The organism is bacterium, assembly GCA_036524115.1.
Lineage (GTDB): Bacteria > JAUVQV01 > JAUVQV01 > JAUVQV01 > DATDCY01 > DATDCY01.
On record DATDCY010000290.1, the window covers coordinates 1 to 21,228 of the forward strand.

14 protein-coding genes and 1 tRNA gene are annotated in these 21,228 nt (G+C 72.2%); 9 read left to right on the forward strand and 6 right to left on the reverse strand.

The features are described 5' to 3' along the window. Positions 1–90: 90 nt before the first annotated feature. Positions 91–1,050, reverse strand: coding sequence for a cysteine synthase A (cysK, locus tag VI078_13740; protein ID HEY6000346.1), 960 nt, complete (start codon positions 1,048–1,050; stop codon positions 91–93). Between the two features lie 27 nt (positions 1,051–1,077). Beyond that, entirely contained in the window at positions 1,078–2,364 is a 1,287-nt protein-coding gene (locus tag VI078_13745) for an O-acetylhomoserine aminocarboxypropyltransferase/cysteine synthase (protein ID HEY6000347.1), read from the reverse strand. Positions 2,365–2,515: 151 nt separating this feature from the next. Between VI078_13745 and VI078_13750 the strand changes: the two genes are divergently transcribed. From VI078_13750 to VI078_13770, 5 genes are all read left to right on the forward strand, one after another. Continuing rightward, positions 2,516–2,956: an Rrf2 family transcriptional regulator gene (locus VI078_13750; GenBank protein HEY6000348.1), complete on the forward strand. Its 441-nt coding sequence runs from the start codon at positions 2,516–2,518 to the stop codon at positions 2,954–2,956. Positions 2,957–3,281: 325 nt separating this feature from the next. Continuing rightward, positions 3,282–3,950, forward strand: coding sequence for a ribulose-phosphate 3-epimerase (gene rpe / locus VI078_13755; GenBank protein HEY6000349.1), 669 nt, complete (start codon positions 3,282–3,284; stop codon positions 3,948–3,950). After that, positions 3,947–4,567, forward strand: coding sequence for an orotate phosphoribosyltransferase (gene pyrE, locus VI078_13760; protein ID HEY6000350.1), 621 nt, complete (start codon positions 3,947–3,949; stop codon positions 4,565–4,567). The genes rpe and pyrE overlap by 4 nt, the downstream gene beginning before the upstream one ends. Further along, on the forward strand, positions 4,557–6,566 hold the full coding sequence (locus tag VI078_13765) for a diguanylate cyclase (protein HEY6000351.1): 2,010 nt from the start codon (positions 4,557–4,559) through the stop codon (positions 6,564–6,566). Before pyrE ends, VI078_13765 begins: the two co-directional genes overlap by 11 nt. Further along, entirely contained in the window at positions 6,563–7,747 is a 1,185-nt protein-coding gene (locus VI078_13770) for a 4Fe-4S binding protein (protein ID HEY6000352.1), read from the forward strand. Before VI078_13765 ends, VI078_13770 begins: the two co-directional genes overlap by 4 nt. Positions 7,748–7,798: 51 nt before the next feature. Here the strand turns inward: VI078_13770 and VI078_13775 are convergent, their stop codons facing one another. After that, a complete protein-coding gene (locus VI078_13775) occupies positions 7,799–12,784 on the reverse strand; it encodes a hypothetical protein (protein HEY6000353.1) in 4,986 nt (1,661 codons plus the stop codon). Positions 12,785–12,984: 200 nt separating this feature from the next. Here VI078_13775 and VI078_13780 point away from each other — a divergent pair, with 200 nt between their 5' ends. Next, positions 12,985–13,389 (forward strand): hypothetical protein, encoded by a 405-nt coding sequence (locus VI078_13780; protein HEY6000354.1) that lies wholly within the window; start codon positions 12,985–12,987, stop codon positions 13,387–13,389. Positions 13,390–13,570: 181 nt separating this feature from the next. On the opposite strand, the gene VI078_13785 is transcribed toward VI078_13780, so the two are convergent. Further along, positions 13,571–13,655, reverse strand: a tRNA-Leu gene (locus VI078_13785). Between the two features lie 199 nt (positions 13,656–13,854). On the opposite strand from VI078_13785, the gene VI078_13790 reads away from it, so the two are divergent. The 3 genes from VI078_13790 to VI078_13800 all read left to right on the forward strand — a co-directional run bounded on the left by VI078_13790 (position 13,855) and on the right by VI078_13800 (position 18,973). Continuing rightward, positions 13,855–14,799, forward strand: a complete 945-nt coding sequence (locus VI078_13790; protein HEY6000355.1) for an RluA family pseudouridine synthase — start codon at positions 13,855–13,857, stop codon at positions 14,797–14,799. After that, positions 14,796–17,402: a TIGR03960 family B12-binding radical SAM protein gene (locus tag VI078_13795; GenBank protein ID HEY6000356.1), complete on the forward strand. Its 2,607-nt coding sequence runs from the start codon at positions 14,796–14,798 to the stop codon at positions 17,400–17,402. The genes VI078_13790 and VI078_13795 overlap by 4 nt, the downstream gene beginning before the upstream one ends. 92 nt (positions 17,403–17,494) lie before the next feature. Further along, positions 17,495–18,973: an Rne/Rng family ribonuclease gene (locus tag VI078_13800; protein ID HEY6000357.1), complete on the forward strand. Its 1,479-nt coding sequence runs from the start codon at positions 17,495–17,497 to the stop codon at positions 18,971–18,973. Here the strand turns inward: VI078_13800 and VI078_13805 are convergent. Together VI078_13805 and VI078_13810 are read right to left on the reverse strand one after the other, a co-directional pair. After that, on the reverse strand, positions 18,970–20,721 hold the full coding sequence (locus VI078_13805; protein HEY6000358.1) for an ATP-binding protein: 1,752 nt from the start codon (positions 20,719–20,721) through the stop codon (positions 18,970–18,972). The genes VI078_13800 and VI078_13805 overlap by 4 nt on opposite strands. Before the next feature lie 170 nt (positions 20,722–20,891). After that, positions 20,892–21,228 (reverse strand): energy transducer TonB (locus VI078_13810; protein HEY6000359.1); only part of this gene is annotated, 337 nt, incomplete at its 5' end.

The window sequence follows — 21,228 nt, forward strand, 5'->3', positions numbered from 1 at the left end:
CTGCGACGTGGTGGCGGTCGGTCCGGACGCGGGCGCGGGCCAGCGCCCGGGCCGGGCGGAGCGGGGCCTGCCGGCGTCCACCGCCGCGCCTTACGCGCCAAGTCCTTCGAAGAGCGCCGTCGAGAGGTAGCGCTCGGCCAGATCCGGGAGGATCGTCACGATCGTCTTGCCCGCGAATTCCGGCTGCCGGGCGAGCCTCGCGGCGACGGCCGCCGCCGCCCCCGACGAGATGCCGACGAGGAGCCCCTCCTCGCGCGCAAGCCGCCGCGCGTACTCGATCGCCTCCGCGCTCTCGACCTGCTCGACGCGGTCGACGACCGACAGATCGAGCGTTTCCGGGATGAAGCCGGCGCCGATGCCCTGGATCTTGTGCGGGCCCGGCTTGAGCGGCTGGCCGGCGAGCTTCTGGGTGATCACCGGGCTCTCCTTCGGCTCGACGGCGACCGAGACGATCTTCCTGCCCCTGACGTTCTTGAGGTAGCGCGAGACGCCGCTGATCGTGCCGCCGGTGCCGACACCCGAGACCAGCACGTCGATCCCGCCGTCGGTGTCGTTCCAGATCTCGGGACCCGTGGTCTGCTCGTGGATCGCGGGGTTCGCCGCGTTCCTGAACTGCTGCGGCAGGAACCAGCGCTTGCGGTCGGACGCGGCGATCTCCTCGGCCCGCGCGACCGCCCCCTTCATCCCCTCGGCGCCCGGCGTGAGGATCAGGTTCGCCCCGAGCGCCGCGAGCACGCGCCGCCGCTCGATGCTGAAGGTCTCGGGCATGGTCAGCGTCAGCCGGTAGCCGCGCGCCGCGCAGACGAACGCCAGGGCAATGCCGGTGTTGCCGCTCGTGGGCTCGATGATCTCGATGCCCGGCTTGAGCACGCCGCGCTTCTCGGCGTCCCAGATCATGTTCGCGCCGATGCGGCACTTGACCGAATACGCCGGGTTGCGCCCCTCGACCTTGCCGAGCACCGTCGCGGCGCCGCCGTCGGTGACGCGGTTGAGCCGCACCAGCGGCGTGTTGCCGATCGACTGCGAGTTGTCCGGATAGATGCGTGCCATGCCCGTCGCCTCCCGCGCCCCGCCCGCCTAGGCCGACCTGCCGAGCGCCTGCTCGATGTCCGCGATGATGTCCCCGACGTGCTCGATCCCGATCGAGAGCCGGATGAAGTCCGGCGTCACGCCCGTCGCCAGCTGCTCCTGCGCCGAGAGCTGCTGGTGGGTCGTGCTCGCCGGATGGATCGCCAGCGACTTGGCGTCGCCGACGTTCGCCAGGTGCGAGACGAGCCCCAGCGAGTCGATGAACTTCTTCCCCGCCTCGATGCCGCCCTTGATGCCGAAGCCGATGATCGCGCCGGCTCCGCGCGGCAGGTAGCGCGCGACACGCTCCCGCTCCGCGCTCGAGGGCAGCCCCGGGTAGTTGACCCAGGCGACGCGCGGATGCTTCTCGAGCCACGCGGCGACCGCGAGCGCGTTCTCGGCGTGGCGCGGCATCCGCAGGTGCAGCGTCTCGAGCCCCTGGAGGAAGAGCCAGGCGTTGAACGGGCTCAGCGCCGGGCCCAGGTCGCGCAGCAGCGTCACCCGCGCCTTGATGATGTACGCGATGTTGCCCAGCGGCTTGAGCGCCTCGACGAAGTCGAGCCCGTGGTAGCTCGGTTCCGGCCCGGCAACGAGCGGGAAGCGCCCGTTCGTCCAGTCGAACTTCCCGGAGTCGACGATGACGCCGCCGAGCGACGTGCCGTGGCCGCCGATGAACTTCGTGGCCGAGTAGACCACGATATCCGCACCGTGATCGATGGGCCGCAGCAGGTACGGCGAGACCGTGTTGTCGATGACCAGCGGCACGCCGGCCGCGTGGGCGACGCCGGCAAGCCCGGCGATGTCCGCGACGTCGAGCTTCGGGTTGCCGATCGACTCCGCGTAGACCGCGCGCGTCTTCGGTCCGATGGCGGCGCGGACGGCCTCGAGGTCGTTGGAGCGCACGAACTTCACCTGCACGCCGAGCCGCTGGAACGTGTAATGGAAGAGGTTGTAGGTGCCGCCGTAGAGGTTGTCGGCCGAGACGATCTCGTCGCCCGTCTGTGCGATGTTCAGGAGCGCGAGGGTGATCGCGGACTGGCCGCTGGCGACGGCGAGCGCCCCGACGCCGCCGTCGAGCGCGGCCATGCGCTTCTCGAAGACGTCGGTCGTCGGGTTCATGAGACGCGTGTAGATGTTTCCGAACTCCTTGAGGCCGAAGAGGTTCGCGGCATGCTCGGTATCGTGGAACTGATAGCTCGTCGTCTGGTAGATCGGCACCGCCCGCGCGCCTGTCGTCGGGTCGGCCTGCTGGCCGCCGTGCAGCGCAATCGTGTCAACGTGAAGTTTCTCGCTCATGGTGCCCCCCTCTTCTCGCTCTTTGCTGTTCGATCACTACTATCTCTATAGTATTTGTAGTATTGCATCGTGGCGCAGGTTTGTCAAGGAGAATTTCCCGAGAAAAAAAATCTATATCTTTTCTATTGTAATCATCGTAATATTATTTCCGATGAAGATGTCCACGCGGGCGCGATACGGGCTGCGGCTCATGGTCGATCTCGCCGTCAAGCACGGCAAGGGACCGATCCTCCTGAAGGACGTCAGCCGCAGCCAGGAAATTTCCGAGAAATACCTGAGCCAGATCATCATCCCGCTGAAGACCGCGGGGCTCGTCAAGTCCTTTCGCGGCGCCCACGGCGGGTACACGCTGCAGCGCGACCCGGAGAAGATCACGCTTCTCGAGGTGGTCTCCGCTCTCGAGGGCGACCTGAGCCTTGTCGAGTGCGTGACCGCGCCGGCAGTGTGCCACCGCACCGACGTCTGCGTCACCCAAGGGGTCTGGTGCCAGGTCTCGCGCGCCATCGCCGAGACGCTCGAGCGCATCACGCTCGCCGATCTCGTGACGCAGCACAACGCCCTCCCCCGCAACGCCCACACGTATTCGATTTAGCCCGGGCCGCTGGCAGGCCCTGACGCGCCCTGGCGGCGTTGCGGGTCGGGCTGCTTGTGCGGCGGGCACCAGCCCGCCTCCGCGCGCCCATCCCCGCTGCCTTGCCAGGACACGTCATGACGCTGCCATCGGGGCCGGGCAGCACGTTCGCGGGTACGGTTAGGACGAATCATGACGCTCCTGACTGATCGGGGCAGACGATTCCAGGAAGTGACCGTGTAGCGGCTTGCCGGGACGCGTCATGACGCTCCTGATCGGCCGGCGGATGTGCTATCATTTTTGTCCAATCGTTCCACGCACTCGAGACGCTGACCGGGAGACGATCATGAGCGCAGCACGCAGGGTCATCATCGCGCCTTCCATCCTCTCCGCCGACTTCTCGCGCCTCGGCGAGGAAGTCCGCGCCGTCGAGGCCGCGGGGGCGGACTGGATGCACCTCGACGTCATGGACGGCCACTTCGTGCCGAACCTCACCATCGGCCCCGGCATCGTCAAGGCGGTCGACCGCGTCACGAACCTGCCGCTGGACGTGCACCTGATGATCGACAACCCCGCGGAGTTCATCGAGGAGTTCGCGCGCGCCGGCGCCGACTACCTGGTCGTGCACCAGGAGGGACAGCCGCACCTGCACCGGCTCGCCGGCCGAATCCGCGAGCTGGGCGCGAAGGCCGGCGTCGCGCTCAACCCGGCGACGCCGCTGAGCACGGTGGAGGACATCCTCCCGGAGATCGACCTGCTGCTGATCATGTCGGTCAACCCCGGCTTCGGCGGGCAGGCCTTCATCCCCGCGGCGGTGGCCAAGCTGCGCGCCGCCCGGCTGCTGATCGACCGCGTCAACCCGGCCTGCCTCCTGGAGATCGACGGGGGGATCAAGGCCGACAACGCCGCGCTCGTGCGCGAGGCGGGCGTCGACGCCATCGTCTCGGGCTCGGGCATCTACGGCCACCGCGACTACCGCGCCATGATCGCCGCGCTCAGGGGGGACGCACGATGACGACCGTGACCGCGCAGGCCGCCGGGCTGCTGCGCCTGCTCAAGCGCACCGGAGCCCTGCTCGAGGGGCACTTCCTGCTCTCCTCCGGCCTGCACAGCGACCGCTACTTCCAGTGCGCGCGCCTGCTCCAGCACCCGCGGCACGCGGCGCGCGTGGGACGCGAGCTGGCCGCGCTCTGCCGGCCGCTCGGCGCCGGGCTCGTCGTCTCGCCGGCGCTCGGCGGCGTGATCATCGGCCACGAGGTGGGCCGCGCGCTCGGCGTGCGCGCGATCTTCACCGAGCGCGAGCAGGGCGTGATGCGCCTGCGCCGCGGCTTCGAGATCGCCGAGGGCGAGCAGGTGCTGGTCGTCGAGGACGTGGTGACCACGGGCAAGTCGACGCTCGAGGCGGCCGCGGCGGTCACCGCGGCCGGCGGGCGCGTCGTCGGCCTCGCGAGCATCGTCGACCGCAGCGGCGGTGTCGCGTTCCCCTATCCGTTCCGCGCGCTGCTGCGGCTGCGGGTGGCGACGTACCCGCCCGAGGACTGCCCGCTCTGCCGCGAGGGGAAGCTCCCGGCGGTGAAGCCCGGCAGCCGCGAAAACCCGCAGTGCGCGCCGGCACGGACGGGTGGAAGATAGCGGGCACTTCCCCGAGCGCTGGGCGGCGGTCCAGGAGTCGATCGCGCGGGTCGCCGGCATCTCCCTGCTGACCTACGACCGGCACGGCGCCCTGCGGGCGGCCGCCGGCCACCCCGAGCTGTGCCGCATCATGGAGTCGAGCCCGGAGGGCGCACGCCGCTGTGCCGCCGACTGCCACAGCCGTCGCCGCGCGGTGCGCGACGGAGGGGCCACCGTCTTCTTCCGGTGCCACGCCGGTCTGCACTGCTTCGCGGCGGCGCTCCCGGGCGACGGAGAGGGCCGGGCCACGCTGCTCGGCGGTCTCGCGCTCGAGCGCGCGGGCGACATCGACCTCGTGGCCGAGATTGCGCGGTCGCTCGAACTCCCCGCGGCCGCGCTGCGCCGCGCCGTGGGCGACCTGCCGTTCGCCTCGCCCCGCCTGATCGCCGATGCCGCGGAGCTGACGACCCGCGCGGCGGAGACGATCTTTGCCGGCGAGCAGGCGCTCGCGGCGGAGCGCTCGCGCGTCGCGGTCCTCTCTTCGCTGCTCGCCCTCGGCGCGGACCTGGCGCGCGAGCGCGACCCGCACGAGGTCTGCAGCGCCCTGCTGGACGCCGCCTCGATCGTTGCGGAGCTGCGCGGGGCCTGCGTCCTGGTGCGCGACGAGGCCGCGGCGCGCTTCCGGCTGCGCGCCTCCTGCGGCGCCCCGCCGGCGCAGCTCCCGCTCGCGGGGCTCGCCGCCAGCAGCCCCCTGCTGCGTCCCGCCCTGGGGGCGGAGGCGCAGGCGCTCGTGACCGAGCGCTCGCACATCGCCGGGGAGGGCTTCCCGCCGGGCACGGCCTCCGTGACGCTCTTCCCCGTCCGGGCCGGCGACCGCGTGCTCGCCGTGCTCTGCGTGCTCGACACGTCGCTCGGCGCAGCCCAGTGCGAGGCGCTCGCCGCGCTCTGCCGGCAGGCGGCGCTCTCCCTGAGCAACGCGCTGCTGCGCGAGCAGCTCGAGCGGCGCACGCGCGAGCTCGAGCGCTCGGTCGGCATCCGCGACCGGCTCGCGCCCCTGCTGGAGTGGGAGGAGGTCCTCGACGCCGTCCTCGAGGAGGCCGTGCGCCAGGCGCGCGCCCGCGAGGCGTCGCTGATGCTCCTCGACCGCGGCGACCGCTCGCTCCGCATCGCCCGCGCCCGCGGGCCGCGCAGCGTTGCCCTGCGCGAGGTGTCGGTCCCCGCGGGCGAGGGGATCGCCGGGCGCGTGGCGGCCGAGGGACGGCCCCTGCTCGTCGAGGAGATCGAACGCGACGAGCGCCTGCGGCGGCCGCGGCGGCCGCGCTACCGCACGGGGTCGTTCCTCGTCGTGCCGCTGCTCGTGCGCCGGCGGGTCGTCGGCGTCATCAACCTGGCGGACAAGGAGACCGACGCGGCGTTTTCGACGGAGGACCTCGAGGCGGTGCTGACGGTGACCGCCAACGCCTCCTGGGCGCTCCAGCGCTCGGCGCTCCACGGGCGGGTGCAGAGGCTGCGCGAGCAGGCGGTGACCGACCCGCTGACGAAGCTCGCAAACCGCCGCTACCTGGAAGCGCGGCTGCGCGAGGAGATGGGCCGCACGAACCGCCACGGCGCCCCGTTCGCGCTGACGATGATCGACGTCGACGCCTTCAAGGAGTTCAACGACCGCCAGGGGCACCCCGCGGGCGATGCGCTGCTCGCCGCGATCGCCGGCGTCGTCCGCGGGGCGGCGCGCGACATCGACCTGGTGGCCCGCTACGGCGGCGACGAGTTCGCCATCGTCTCGCCCCAGACCAGCGCGCCGGCCGCGCTGTCGTTCGCCGAGCGGATCCGCGAGGCCGTCGCGACCCATCGCTTCGGCCTCGCCGGCCTGCCCGAGGCGGGGGGCATCACCCTCAGCGCGGGGGTCGCCGGGTACCCGGCGGATGCCGGGGACCTCGAGGGACTGGTGCGCGCCGCCGACGCGGCGCTCTACCAGGCGAAGGCCGGAGGAAGGAACCGCGTCCAGCGGGCCGGGCCGTGAGCGCGCCGTTCCCGCGCCTGCGGGGGCGCCTGCTCCTCGGGACCGCCCTCGCCGCCGTGGCGTTCCATTGGCTGCGGCTCTGGCTCTTCCCCGCCCCGCCGCCGGACGTGCGCCCGCTGCTCCCCGTTGCCTTCCCCGGGGCCGCGGCGTTCGGCGCGCGCGGCGGCGAGCCGCCGCGCTGGACGGCCGAGGTGCCGGCGGCGCGCGGCGCGACGGTCCCCGGAGGCGTCGTGGTGTCGAGCGCCGATCTCGCCCCGGACGTGCGCGGCTACGCGGGCCCGGTGCCGGTGCTCGTCGGTCTCGCCCCCGATGGGACGATCACCGGCGTGGCCCTGGCGCCGAACAACGAGACGCCCTCGTACGCGGCGCGGATCGACCGGGAGGGCTTCCTCCGCCAGTTCACCGGGCGCAGGGCCGGCGATCCGCTCGTCCTCGGCCAGGACGTCGACGGCGTGACCCGCGCGACCGTCACCGCGACGGCGATCGCGGCGGGCGTGCGCCGCTCGGCGCGCGTGGCGACGCGGGACATCCTGCGCCTCCCCGTCCCGCCGGAGCCGGTGACGCTGGCTCCCGTGGCGTGGGTCGGGGTCGCGGCGATCGCCGCGACGGTCCTGCTGGGCTTCGCATCGCTCGTTGCCGGCGCGCCCGCGCTGCGCTGGGCATCGTTCGCCGTCTCCCTCGGCGTGCTCGGCCTGTGGCAGAAGACCTGGGTCTCCGCGGTCAACGTGGCCAACGCCCTGCTCTGGCGCTGGCCCGCCGCGGCGGAGCGCCTGCCGTGGTACCTGCTCTTCGGCGCGGCTGTGGCGTACGCGGTCCTCTGGCGCAATCTCTACTGCGCCCGCCTCTGCCCGTTCGGCGCGCTGCAGGAACTGCTGCACGCGATCGTCCCGTGGCGCCTCGCCGCCGCGCCCGAGGAGGATCGCGGCGCCCGTCGCCTGCGCATCGCCTTCCTCTGGCTGGCGACGGTGGCGGTCTTCGCGTTCGGGATCGCCGAGGCGGCCAACTACGAGCCCTTCAGCACGGCGTTCGACTGGGTCGGCGGCCGGCTGCAGTGGGCGCTGCTCGGAGCGGTGCTGCTGCTCGCGCTGGCGCGCCACCGCCCCTGGTGCCGCTACTTCTGCCCGACGGGCACGTGCCTGCAGCTGCTCGGGCGGATGCGGACCCTCAACCCCTTCGACTAGACGCCCGCGGGCCGGCCGGGCGCGCCTTCCCCCGGCCGGCCCGTCGCGCCATCAGTAGACCTGGATGTACCGGACCGCGCTCCAGCCGCTCGAGTGGTCGGTGTCGGCGGGGAAGGTGGCCTTGATCCGGTACTTGCCCCGAAGCGTGGGCAGCCAGACGTTGCGGTAGGTGCTCGTCGACGTCAGGATCTTGTAGAAGCGGCGGTAGCCCCGCCAGATGGTCGTCTGCCGCTCGACAACCAGGACGACCTTGCCCAGCGTCACCCCGTCACCCAGCAGCCGGTGGTTGGGCGCCACGCCCCCGCTGGCGGTCACCGACCTCCCGAGCGGGTAGCGGAACCAGTTCCCCAGCCGTCCCGTGTAGCCGACGAGGTTCAACGAGACCACCGGCTTGACGCCGAGGGTGAACTCGACGTTCCCCTTGGACCGCCAGAGCGCCCGGTAGACCGTGTTCTTCTTCGGCGCCACGGGCGTGGCATAGGCGAAGGACCCATCCGCCCCCGTCGTCGCGGAGCCGAGGTCGGTGTAGGTCGTGGCCGTGGGCAGCCGGTAGCTCAGCAGCACGGTCTCGCCGACAACCGGCGTGTCGCCGAGCGCGGTGCTGCTGATGAGCGACCCGCGCAGCGTCGTCGACTTGTTGTAGAGGATCGGGTTGGCGACGGCCCTGAAGCTCAGGGTCACCGGCGCCATCTGCAGCACGAACGTGCTCATCGCCGGCGGGTAGGTCGTGCCGGCGATGGTCTCGCCCGGCCACTCGGCCTTGTAGATCGTGTCGTCGTCCTGGGTCAGGCCGGCGAGCACGAAGGAGCCGTCGGCCTGGACGGTCGCCGGCCCGATGACGGTGTACGCCGCGTCCGTCACCAGGCGCTTGCTCAACGTGATCGCCGTCGTCTGCGGCTGCAGGGGCGTCCCGTTGCTCGTCAGCCAGCCGCTGAGCGTCGCCGTGGCGCCGCCGTACGGCAGCGGGTTCGGTTCGCCGCCGAGGGTGATCGAGGAGGGGACGTCGGTGCTGGTGAAGGTGACGTTGACGCTCTTGAGCAGCGGGCTTGCCGGCGGCGAGCCCGCTGCCGGCGTGAAGGTGAAGAGGAGCGTGAGCGGGCCGCTGGTGTTGGGCACCAGCCCGCTCAGCGTCACGGGCGTGGCGGCGACGGGCTGGTCGGCGACGATCGTCGTCCCCATCTGGTCGGCGATCCGCACCGACAGCGTGCTCCCACCGGACGTGTCGGCCGTGACGGTGAGCGCTCCCCAGTCCAGGAGGTACCAGCCCGGCGCCGGCGCGATCGGCAGGGTCGCCGCGGTCGCCGTCGCGGGGAAGGCGATCGGGGCATTGTCCACCGTGAGATCGTCGAGCTGCGGCGTCACGGCGGCGTCGAGCGGGTCGCCGGCGGCGCGGATCTGCCAGCGCATCCCCTTGACCGTCAGGAGGAAGGGCAGGTCCGTGTCGTTGTCGATCTTGAAGAAGTTCGACCAGAGGCCGGAGTAGGTCGGGTAGTAGCTGACCCAGACCTCCGCGGCGCCCGCCGCCTGAGACGCCGGGTTCCAGGTGATGGCGCGCCAATCGCGCGGGAGGTACCCGGCGGACGCCAGGGTGGCGTCGTCCGGCGTCTGGTATGTCGCGCTCGCCCCGTCGGCGTGCCCCGGGCCGGTGGCCGCCGCGAGGCCGGCACGGCGCCAGCCGAACCGGTCGACGCCGGTGAAGGCCAGCGAGACGCCGCCCGTGGCGTTGGTCCAGGCCGAGCTCGGCCAGACGCCCCGCTCCGCGAAATCGTACGGCGTGGTGGAGGGCATCACGGCCAGGCCGCTCTTGGTCCAGACCGTGCCGTTTGCCGAGGAGGCGTGCGCGATGCGCTCCACGCCGTCCGTGCCGACGGCCGTGTACCAGAGCTGCCACTGCCCCGCCCCGTCGCGCCACGCCACCGGGCGGCGCAGGCCGCCGAGGTCGTAGGCATCGGGCCCCGGGGAGAGGATCGCCGCGGCGGTGCCGAACGCCAACGGCGTCGCCGTGGTCCCGCCGGCCATGCAGATCGAGCCGACGTCGCCCGCGTCGAGCCCGGCGTAGAAGAGCGTCAGGGCCGTCCCGTCGGCGACGACGTGGGGGTCGGTGCGGCCGCCGGCGTCGAAGGTGCCGCCCGTCAGGCTCAGATCACCCACGGGCGTCGCGGCGGAGAGATCGTCCGGGGCGCTGTGCAGCGCGAGGCCCGGCGCGAGGGACCCGTCGACCGCCGTGTGGTAGATCAACCAGCCGCTCCCCGTTCCAAGGAAGACCGGCGCCGGCGTGGCGACGCCGCGCTCGCTGGGCGTGCCGCCGGCGCCCACGTTGACCAGGGGGTCGGGAGCGGCGTTGTCGCTCCACGTCTCGCCGCCGTCGATCGACTCCACGACGCCGATGCGGTCCTTGAAGTCGGCGCCGTTGCGGCCGGTGTAGAAGCCGAGCAGCTTGGCGGCGTCCGCGGGGTCGGGGACCACCCGCAGGTCGTAGGCGTACAGCGAGTCGAAGGCCGGACTCTGCGGGCCCAGCCCGAGGACCGAGTTCTGCCCGCCGCTGCCGGCGACCTTCCCCCACGACCCCGTGAGCCCCTTCGTGGCGTAGCCGATGCGGTCGTGATAGGTCCCGGTCACGGTGTCGACCGTGTTGCCGACGTACCACATCTTGTAGGGCGCGCCCGCGTCGGCCGCGTCGTAGATGATCGAGCCCTGCGAGAGGTTGTCCCCGTCGAAGCTGCTGCGGGTGCCGGAGCCGAGCAGCACGTTGCCCTTCGTCCAGGTGGTGCCGTCCGGGCTGGTCTGCAGCAGGAGCTTCGCCTGGACGGTCATGCCGCCGCTGACCGTCTTCCAGCCGGTGTAGGCCATCTTGTACTCGCTGGCGTCCTTCGTGACCGAGGGCGCCCAGGCGCCGAGGCCGTCGTTGGCCGTGTTGCCCACGTTGACCACGAGCCCGCCGCGCGCCCAGGTCACGCCGTCGGACGACGAGGCGTACGCGATGCGCCGGTTGTTGGAGTCGTTCGCCGTGTACCACATCCGGTAGATGCCGTTGTCGTACATGACGGCGGGGTGGGCGACCGAGTAGGAGTCGATGGAGCCGATGAGCCCCGGGCCGAGGACCGCCGTCGGGCCGCGGCTGCTCGAGACGAAGGTCAGGTCGCCGTTGGTCGCGTCGTAGTAGGCCACGTGCGGCACGCCGCCGACCAGGGCGAGGGCAAGCTGCCGGCCGAGGACGGTCGCGACGTCGATCGCGCCCGCGTTGCCCACGACGGTCGGCACCTCGTCGTCGCCTGAGCAGAGGGCATCGTTGCAGGCGATGAGCAGGATATCGCCGCTCGTGGCGTCGTAGGCGCCGACGACCGGCATGCCGTCCGCGCCGAAGATCAGGCGGCTGAACCGGCCGCTGTCCGTGGCGGCGTCGTCGTGCAGGGTGATCGGCGGGACAACGGTGGTGCACACGGCGTTGCTGCAGGCGACGAACTTGAGGGCCGTGGCGGTCGCGTCGTAGTAGGCGACCGCCGGGAGCCCCCCGGGGCTCACCGCGAGCGAGGCGTACTGGCCCACGTCGTTGGTGCCGGGCGGGGGGTCGGGGTCGAGGGTCACGGGCGCCTCGTCACCGCCGGCGCAGAGCGCATCGTCGCACGCGACGTACTTCAGGTCCTGGTTCGTCACGTCGTAGTAGGCGATCGCCGGCGTCCGGGTCGTGGGGACGAGCGGGTCCCTCGCGACCATGGCGAGGGAGGCGTACCTGCCGACGTCGGACTCGGCCGCGGCCCCGTCGACCGTCGAAGGCACCTCGTCGCCGCCGCTGCAGGCGAAGTCCGTGCACCCGACGAACTTCAGGGCGCCGCCGGTGACATCGTAGTAGGCGATCTGCGGGTAGCCGTTCGCGTCGACCACAAGCGAGGTGTACTGGCCGACGTCGGACTCCGGCGCGGCGCCGTCGAGGGTCGTGAGCGTGTTGCCCACCATGCAGGCGGCCGTGCCGCAGTGGACGACCTTCAGGGCGCCGTTGGTGAGGTCGTAGTAGGACACGACGGGGAGGCCGTCGCCGGCCACGCCGAGCGAGGCGAAGCGGCCGACGTCGCCGTCCCGGTCCAGCGTCACGACCGTGTTGCCGTCGCTGCAGAAGGCGTTGCCGCAGTGGACGAACTTCAGGTCCCCGTCGGTGACGTCGTAGTAGGCTGCGATCGGCAGGCCGTCGGCGCCCACCGCCAGCGAGGGGTGCTGGCCCGCGTCAGTGGCCGCGCCGTCGAGGGTCACGATCGGCGGCACCCACTTGTCCCAGACGACGCCGTCGTCGGACGTCGCGTAGCCGATGGACCCGGTGAGGTCCCCCTCGGCCGTGTACCACATCTTGAACTTCCGGTCTCCCGGCGCCGGCGACGGGTTGTAGACCACGCTCGGCTTGCCGAGCTGCCGCGAGTCGAAGGCCCCGGGAACGCCGACGTCGAGCACGGGGAGCTGGAGGGTCGGGACGATCGGATCGAAGTTCTGCCGCGTCCAGGTCTGGCCGTCCGGGGACGTCGCCAGGTAGAGCCGCGCGGTGTGCTCGTTCTCGGGAATGCCGGTGTACCACATGTAGTACGTGCCGAGCGGGCCGTCGATCCGGCGCACGCACATCCCCGCGACCCCATAGCCGTCCACGCTGATCGCCTCCGCCGGCAGGAGCACGGCGTCCGGGGCAACCCGCCGGAAGGCGTACGGCGTGGTCGGGAGCACGAGGCTGCCCGCAGCGGTCGCCGCGTCCAGGGTCGCGAGCGGGATGGCCGGGTTGTCGATGAAGAGCGTGGGTCGGTAGGAGATCGAGCCCTCGAAGTCCGTCTGCGACGTCCAGAGCTTCGCCTCGGACGTGCCGTTGCCCTTCATCCGCACGCCCCCGAGCGCGTCCAGCTCGACGTCGGTGCTCTTGTAGGGATCGATGCCGATCAGGTCGAGGAAGCCGTCGAAGTAGCTGGTGTCCGTCACCGCCGGACCGGCATGCGCCGGCGCGGCGCCCGCGACGAGTGAAAGTGCCCACAGCATCGTGACCAGAACCGGTGCGAACCGAGGCATGTCAGACCCCTCCCCTTCTGTCCCGCCACCCCTGCCCGATCGTTGCTCCGTATCCTGTTAATATCACTTTGGAGGCAAAATAGTTGCGCGACGACATGGTGACCTTCGACACGGTCCTTGACGGAGCGGGGGCGCGAAACTACTTTTTCCCGGGGGCAACCACCTCACGGCGGCGCGAAGCGCCGCGAAAGGAGCAGGCAATGAGACGAGCGGGGATGTCGATCGCGTGGCTGCTCGCGGCCGCGCTGGCCCTGGCGATCGCCACGGTGCCGGCCGCCGCGACCGCCGCGGAGCCCGAGAAGATCTTCGGGAAGGTCTTCGACGTCGTGGTCGGCCCCGGGCCGGTGCTCGAGATCACCTTCCCGGCGACGCTCAGCGAGATATCGTCGTACCCGGTGACGGTCACCGCCGTGCAGGGCTCCACCGAGGAGAAGCTCTGGGAGGGGGTCCTCGGCGAAGGGCTCTACAGGCTGCGCGCGCCGCTGCAGAGAATCACCTCGGGGCAGGTGCGCGTGATCGTCAGGGTGAAGATGACCAACCTCGACGCCAAGGGCAACCAGAGCTACTACGTCTACCGCCGCTGGGAGGGCTCGATCAGCCGCTGAGCCGCGAGGCGGCGCGACGCCGCAGATCGGCCCCTTTTCAGCGTTCTGGAATGGCAGGCGGCTCAGACGGGGTCAGATGCTAGGAGCAGACCGATCCGGCGAATGAGGCGGGCTGGTGCCCGCCGCAGTGAGTCGGGAGGGTTGCGACGCCGCAGATGGCCCCGTATCAGCGGCCGGTAACTGGTGCCGAAGGGGGGACTTGAACCCCCACGGGTTTCCCCACCACCCCCTCAAGATGGCGTGTCTGCCAATTCCACCACTTCGGCACTCCCGCGGGAGTCTAGTCGGGGGCCCCGCAGTTGTCAACCAAGGTGCCTCTCGGAAATGCCGCCCTCCACCCCCCCGCCGTGCGCTTCCTGATTGACAGATCGCACCGGAAAAAATACACTATTCATCGGAACTTGTGAGCGAGCGGCGGAGATCGGTACCCGCCGCTTCTGGATATTTCCGGCTTTTAGGGTCCTGATGACAGAGGGGACGACCTACCATTTCGGGGTGGACACGGATATCGCGGGGACGAGGCTCGACCAGCTCATCCCGCGACTTCTGCCAGATCTCTCGCGCAGCCGGGGGCAGCAGCTCATCGGCGCCGGCTTCGTCACGATCAACGGCGTGCCGGCGGCGAAGAACTACGCCGTGCGCGGCGGCGACCGGCTCGACGTCACCATCCCGCCGCCCGCGCCCGCGGCGCCCCTTCCCGAGGCGATCCCCCTTGAGATCCTCTACGAGGACCGCGACGTCGTCGCCGTCGACAAGCCCGCCGGGATGGTCGTCCACCCCGCCCCGGGCCACCCCGGCGGCACGCTCGTGAACGCCCTGCTCGCGGCCGTCCCGACGCTCTCGGGCATCGGCGGCGAGGTGCGCCCCGGCATCGTCCATCGTCTCGACAAGGGCACCTCCGGCGTCGTCCTCGTCGCCAAGAACGACCGCGCCCACCGCGCCCTGGCCGCCCAGTTCGCGGGGCGCACCGTGGCCAAGACCTACCTCGCCCTCGCCTGGGGGGTCTTCGCGGAGAACGAGGGGGTCTGCGACACGCCCCTCGGGCGCGACACGAAGGACCGGCAGAAGATCTCGGCACGGACGCGCCGCCCGCGCGCCGCAATCACGCGCTGGCGCGTCCTGCGCCGGCTGACGGACGCGACCCTCGTGGAGTTGCACCCGGAGACGGGGCGCACGCACCAGATCCGCGTGCACCTCGCCGGGATGCGCCACCCGATCCTCGGCGACCCCGCGTACGGCCCGCGCGGCCCCGCCAGCGCGAAGGCCTACCGGCGCGCGAGCGTGCGGCACGGCTTCCGCGAGCGGCTGGCGCTGCACGCCTGGAAGCTGCGCTTCGCGCCGCCGGGGCGCCGCGCGCCGCTGGAAATCGAGGCCCCTCCCCCGCCCGAGTTCGCACATCTTCTCCCATGAGCAAAGACACGCTTCTCGAGCTCAAGAACCCGCTCCAGTACCTCGACGGCGAGGTCAACGCCGTGCGCAAGGACTTCGAGGGCGCGGCGGCGCGCATCGCGCTGGCCTTCCCCGACCTCTACGAGCTGGGGATGTCGCACCAGGGCCTGAAGATCCTCTACGAGATCGTCAACGCCCGCCCCGAGTACCTCGCCGAGCGCGTGTTCACCCCCTGGCTCGACCGCGAGGAGCAGCTGCGGCGCGACGGCGCCCCGCTGGCGGCGCTCGAGTCCGGGCGGCCGCTCGCGCACTTCGACGTGCTCGGATTCACGCTGCCGTACGAGCTGACCTACACCAACATCCTCACGATGCTCGACCTCGCCGGCCTGCCGCTGCTCGCGCGGGACCGCGACGAGCGCCACCCGCTGGTCGCCGGCGGCGGCCCCGGCGCCTTCAACCCCGAGCCGCTCGCCGACTTCTTCGACTTCTTCCTGCTCGGCGACGGCGAGGAGGCGGTGATCGAGATCATGGACGCGGTGCGCGCCTCCCGCGAGCTGCGCGAGGACCGGGAGGCGCAGCTCGCGCGCCTCGGCCGCATCGAGGGGGTGTACGTGCCGCGCTGGTACCGCGCCGACTACGACGCCGCCGGCCGGTTCGCGGCGCTCGTGCCGCTGCGCGACGGGGCGCCGGCGCGCATCCGCAAGCGCATCCTCGCCGACCTCGACGCCGCGCCGTATCCCGTGCGCCCGCCGGTGCCGTTCGTCGAGACCACGCACGACCGCATCACGATCGAGATCGCGCGCGGCTGCATCCAGCGCTGCCGCTTCTGCCAGGCCGCCACCACGTACCGCCCGTATCGCGAGCGCAGCGCGCGCCAGGTGCTGGAGATGGCCGAGGCCGGGCTGGCGTCCACCGGGTACGACGAGCTCTCGCTCGCGGCGCTCTCCTGCGGCGACCACCGGCGCATCGAGACCCTGATCGCCGAGCTCATGGGCCGCTTCGCGCGCCGGCGCGTCTCGATCTCGCTGCCCTCGCTGCGCCCCGGCACGATCACGGACCCGATCCTGCGCGAGATCGGCAGGGTCAGGCGCACCGGCTTCACGATCGCGCCCGAGGCCGGCACCCAGCGGCTGCGCGACGTCATCAGCAAGGGCGTGACCGAGGAGGTGATCCTCGAGACCTGCCGGCGCCTCTTCGCGGCCGGCTGGAGCGGCGTGAAGCTCTACTTCATGGTCGGCCTGCCCACCGAGACGGAGGAGGACCGCGCGGGCATCGTCGCGCTCGTCGAGAAGATCCGCCGCGTCGGCCGCGAGGTCTCGGGCCGCAAGCCCGCGGTCAGCGCGGCCGTCTCGAGCTTCGTGCCCAAGCCGCACACGCCCTTCCAGTGGGAGCCGCAGCTGCTCCCCGGCGCGCTGCGGCCGATCCACCGCGAGCTGCGCGAGCAGCTGCAGAAGCGCGGCGCGACCTTCAAGTGGCACCACCCCGACACCTCCGCCCTCGAGGGGCTGCTCGCGCGCGGCGACCGCCGCGTCGGCCGCGTCGTGCGGCTCGCGTGGGAGAAGGGGCGGCGCTTCGACGGCTGGACCGAGCAGTTCTCGCTCGCGCCGTGGCTCGAGGCCTGCGGCGAGGCGGGGATCGACTTCGAGGAGGCCGTGGCGCGCGGCCGCGGCCTCGACGAGCCGCTGCCGTGGGCGCACCTGGGCCACCCGGCGCAGGAGCAGTTCCTGCGCGAGGAGCACGAGCGCGCCCTCGCGACGCGGGCCTCGGCCCCGTGCCCGATCGACGCCTGCGAGGGCTGCGGGGTCTGCGAGACGCTCCCCGTGCTCCGCGATGTCGCGGCCGCGCCGGCCCCGCCCGCCGCGGCCGCGCGAACGCAGGAGGTCGTCGACCGGCTGCGCCTCGAGTTCGCGAAGGTCGGCGCGCTGCGCTACCTCTCGCACCTGGGGCTGGCGCGCGCCGTCCAGCGCCTCTTCCGCCGCGCCGGCGTGCCGCTGGCCTTCTCGCAGGGGCACTCGCCGCACCCGCGGGTCCACTTCGGGCCGCCGCTGCCGCTGGGCTACGAGGGGGAAGCGGAGTACCTCGACTTCGAGACCGCGGAGCCGGTGGACCCGGCGGCGCTGCTCGGGCGCCTCGCCGCGGCCGCGCCGCGCGGCCTGGAGATGCGCGCGCTCGTGCGCGTGCCGGCGCGGGGCCGCTCGCTCTTCGACCTGATCGCGCTGCAGGTCTACCGCGTCGTCCTCCCCAAGGAGCGCCTGCCCGGGCCCGACCCGGGCGGCTGGCTCGTCGACCGGATCCTCGGGGCCGCGGAGCTGCCGGCGCAGCGCGAGCGCGACGGCGTCGTGAAGACGCGGGACGTGCGGCCGCTGGTGCGGGGCGCGGAGATCATCGGCGAGAGCGCCGACACCGTCGAACTGCGGCTGGAGCTGAGGCGCGTCGGGGACGCCTCGGCGCGGCCGGATGAAGTGTTGCGCGCCGCGGGGGGCTTCCCCGCGGGCGAGGAGATCTGGTGGCGCATCGCGCGCACCGCAAACCTTGTCGCAGGAGACCACGACCGATGGCACACGCCGACAGCCCTGCCGGACGGGGCGAACTCTCGCATCCGGCCCGAGTACTACGCACGGTGAAGGAAGCGCTGCACGAGACCGGCCGCAGGATCGGGCGGCTGCTCGGCCGCGGCGGGACGCCCGACCTGGCGAAGAAGTACCCGCGCCAGCTCGTGGTCAGCTCCACGCCCTGGGAAGTGCGCATCGCCCTCGTCGAGGACGGGCTGCCGGTGGAGTTCATCCAGGAGTGGCGGCAGGACCAGGGCAACGCCGGCAGCATCTACAAGGGGCGCGTCACGAAGGTGCTCCCGGGCATGCAGGCGGCGTTCGTCGACATCGGGCAGGAGAAGGCGGGCTTCCTCTACATCTCGGAGATCAGCGAGGAGCTTCTCGAGGAGGACGGCGAGGGCGACGACGACGGCGGGGGCGGCCGGCGGCGCGGGAACCGCGGCCAGAAGATCCAGGACCTGCTGCGCGTGGACCAGGAGGTCATGGTCCAGATCGCCAAGGAGTCCATCGGCACCAAGGGCGCGCGGCTGACCTCGCACATCTCGCTCCCCGGCCGCTACCTGGTGCTGATGCCGACCGAGGGGCACGTCGGGGTCTCGCGGCGCATCGCCGGCGAGCAGGAGCGCCGGCGGCTGCGCGAGATCATCCACCGCCTCAAGCCCGAGGGGCACGGGGTCATCATCCGCACCGAGGCCGAGGAGTGCTCCGAGGAGGAGCTCGCGGCCGACCTGACGTACCTCACGCGTCTCTGGGAGAGCATCCGGCGCGACTGCGAGGCGGCCACCGCCCCGGCGCTGATCCACGCCGACCTCGACGTCGTGCTCAAGACCGTGCGCGACCTGTTCACCTCCGACACCGACCGGCTGCTCATCGACAGCAAGGAGGACCACCGCCGGGTCGAGGAGTTCGTCAAGACCTTCCAGCCGCACCTGCGGACGCGGGTCGCGCACTACGCGGGCAAGGAGCCGCTCTTCGACGCGATGGGCCTCGAGCCCGAGCTGCGCAAGGTGCTCGAGCGCAAGATCTGGCTCAAGTCGGGCGGCCACCTGACGATCGACCAGGCCGAGGCGCTCGTGGCGATCGACGTCAACACCGGGCGCTTCGTCGGCAAGGGGAACCTCGAGGAGACCGTCCTCAAGACGAACCTCGAGGCGGTGAAGGAGATCGCCCGCCAGATCCGCCTGCGCAATCTCGGCGGGATCATCGTGCTCGACCTCATCGACATGAACGAGCACAAGAACCGCGAGAAGGTCCATCGCGCGCTCGAGGAGGCGCTGAGGCCCGACAAGGCCAACACGAAGATCCTCAAGATCTCGGAGTTCGGCCTCGTCGAGATGACGCGCAAGCGCACGCGCGAATCGGTGCTCCAGCAGCAGACCAAGGCCTGCCCCTGCTGCGAGGGCAAGGGCTTCGTCAAGGACCCGGTCGCCGTCTGCCACGAGATCTTCCGGGAGCTGCTGCGGCTGGCCCCGCAGGTGCGCGGCAAGCGCCTGGAGGTGCGCGCCCACGCCGACGTGATCACGCTGCTGCTGGATGCCAAGCGCGCGACCCTCGCGGAGGTCGAGCAGCTCATCAAGAAGCAGGTCACGGCGAAGGTCGAGACCGCCTTCCACGAGGAGAAGTTCGAGATCGTCCCGGGCTAGACGCCGGCGGCCTCCCGGAAGAAGCCGCACTCGCGGCAGTCGCCGACCTGCTCCGCCATCGTGCAGCGCGGCGGCCCGTCACCCAGCGTCCCGGCCACGGCCCAGCAGGCGCGGCCGAAGTACGGCCACGCCGGGCAGGGCTCCGGCGAGTCGGCGCCGTCCCGGCCGCAGCGCAGCGCCTCCCAGCACGGGCGCCCGGGCTTCACGGCGTCCGCCTGCGGGAACCAGAGGCCGGCGCTCATCCCCCCCTCCGGCCGGTTGGCCAGGTCGATGAAGCCGCCGTGCGCCTCGACGATCTTGCGGGTGATCGGCAGGCCGAGGCCGGTGCCCTCCCAGGTCTTGGTGCTCCAGAAGGGCTCGAAGGCGCGCGAGAGCTCGTCCGGCGGCATGCCGGGGCCGGTGTCCTCCACGAGCAGCACCACGAAACCCAGGCAGCGCGCGGCGGCCAGGCGCGTGCCCACGCGCAGCGTCCCGCCGTTGGGCATGGCGTCGACGGCGTTGGCCACGAGGTTGTCGACCGCCCGCCGCACCTGCGCCGGGTCGATCAGGACGGGCCGCTCGGCCGCCAGCTCCGCCTCGACGGCGATGCCGCGCTCGCGGCAGCGCTCCCCGGCCGCGGCGAGCGAGTCCACGACGATCCCCTCCAGCAGGTGCGGCGTCAGCTCGTAGCGGGGCGGGCGGGAGAAGTCGAGCACGTCCTTGAGCAGGCGCTCGAGCCGCGCGGTCTCCTCGACCACGATGCGCGCGCACTCGCGCTCGTTCTCCGTGCCCACCGTCCGCAGCAGCCGCCGGCCGTAGCCGCCGAGGGCCGTGAGCGGGTTGCGGATCTCGTGGGCGATCTCCGCCGTCAGGCGCCCGAGCGCCGCGAGCCGCTCGGCCTCGGCGAGCCTCCCCTCCGTCCGCCGCACCTCGGCGGCCTTCGCCGCCAGCTGCACCTCGAGACCGCGGGCCGCCTGCTCCAGGCGCCGGCGCGAGGCGGCGAGCTCCATCGTCATCGCGTTGAAGTTCGCGGCGAGGCCGCCGATCTCGTCGGACGAGACCACGGGGACGGTCTGCGCCAGGTCGCCGGCCGCCACGCGCTCGACGCCCCGTGACACGGCGCGCACCGGCTGCAGCACGAACCGCCAGAGCACGAACGTGCCGGCGGTCGCCAGAGCCGCAAAATAGAGGAGCACGAAGGCCGTGAAGTCCCGCACCTGCTCGTCGGCGCGCCGGTCGATGCGGGCGAGCGGGAACTCCGCGATGAGGACCCCGAGCACCCGCACGCCGCCGTCGTGGGCGTGGCAGAGGTCGGTCGAACAGGCTCGGTCGTTGAAGATCGGCTCGACGTGGCTGAGCACGCGCCCGCCGTCCGGCCCCGCGAAGATCGTGAAGCGCTGCTCGGAGCGCAGCGTCTGGCGCGGCCGCAGCGGGTCGTCGTGGCAGCCGACGCAGGGCTGCTCGTGCGCGCCGGCGGCGTGCCCGACCTCCAGGGGATCGGAGGAGTAGGCGATCGTCCCCAGGCGGTCGTAGATGCGGACCGCCCGCAGCGGCTCCTCGCTGGTGATCGAGGCGACCGTGCGCTGGATGCCGTCGCGGTCGTTGTGCAGCATGTCCTCGCGCACGCTCTTGCGCACCAGGTCGGTGGTGGTGGCGGCGAACTCGACCGCCCCGGCGGTGAGCTGCTGGCGCTCGGTGCGGATGAGGCGGTACCAGTAGGCGCCGGTGATGGGCAGCACGATGGCCAGCGAGACGGACGTGACCTTCAACCAGAGCGAGCGCCTGAGCGCCGGGCTCAGCCGCCCGAAGAGGGACGCGGACCCGCGGCCTTCGCGAGAAACCATCACGTGCGAGTGTAGCAGAACGGGGCCGGCCCTTTTTCGGCGCACCCGCACCGACCACACGGGCCGGGCGCCATGGGCCCGTCTCAGCGGCCCGTTCAGGGCATCAGACGGTATTCAACAGGGACCGTGACCGTGCCCGCGATCGGCGGGAACGGCGAGGCGTCCTTCACCGCGGTGATCGTCGCCTCGTCGAGCACCGCGTACCCCGAGCCGGCGACGAGACGGACGGCTGCGAGGCTCCCGTCGAGGTGCAGGTGCATCTCCACGAGCACGCGCCCCTCCCAGCCGTTGCGCTTGGCGATCGGCGGGTAGACCTTGCGCGCGTCGATGCGGCTGCGCAGCGCGGCGATCTGCTGCGCGGAAGGCCCCGCCCCCGCTCCGCCGGGCGCGCCGCCGGCCGATGCGTCCGGCACGGCCGCCGGGCCCCCTGCC

What these genes read in the sequence shown, in the direction of transcription:
- pyrE (HEY6000350.1), top strand. Translation starts at nt 3,947, where the DNA reads ATGACGACCGTGACCGCGCAGGCCGCCGGGCTGCTGCGCCTGCTCAAG.
- VI078_13775 (HEY6000353.1), bottom strand. Translation starts at nt 12,784, where the DNA reads ATGCCTCGGTTCGCACCGGTTCTGGTCACGATGCTGTGGGCACTTTCA.
- VI078_13790 (HEY6000355.1), top strand. Translation starts at nt 13,855, where the DNA reads ATGACAGAGGGGACGACCTACCATTTCGGGGTGGACACGGATATCGCG.
- cysK (HEY6000346.1), bottom strand. Translation starts at nt 1,050, where the DNA reads ATGGCACGCATCTATCCGGACAACTCGCAGTCGATCGGCAACACGCCG.
- VI078_13780 (HEY6000354.1), top strand. Translation starts at nt 12,985, where the DNA reads ATGAGACGAGCGGGGATGTCGATCGCGTGGCTGCTCGCGGCCGCGCTG.
- VI078_13750 (HEY6000348.1), top strand. Translation starts at nt 2,516, where the DNA reads ATGAAGATGTCCACGCGGGCGCGATACGGGCTGCGGCTCATGGTCGAT.
- VI078_13745 (HEY6000347.1), bottom strand. Translation starts at nt 2,364, where the DNA reads ATGAGCGAGAAACTTCACGTTGACACGATTGCGCTGCACGGCGGCCAG.
- rpe (HEY6000349.1), top strand. Translation starts at nt 3,282, where the DNA reads ATGAGCGCAGCACGCAGGGTCATCATCGCGCCTTCCATCCTCTCCGCC.
- VI078_13795 (HEY6000356.1), top strand. Translation starts at nt 14,796, where the DNA reads ATGAGCAAAGACACGCTTCTCGAGCTCAAGAACCCGCTCCAGTACCTC.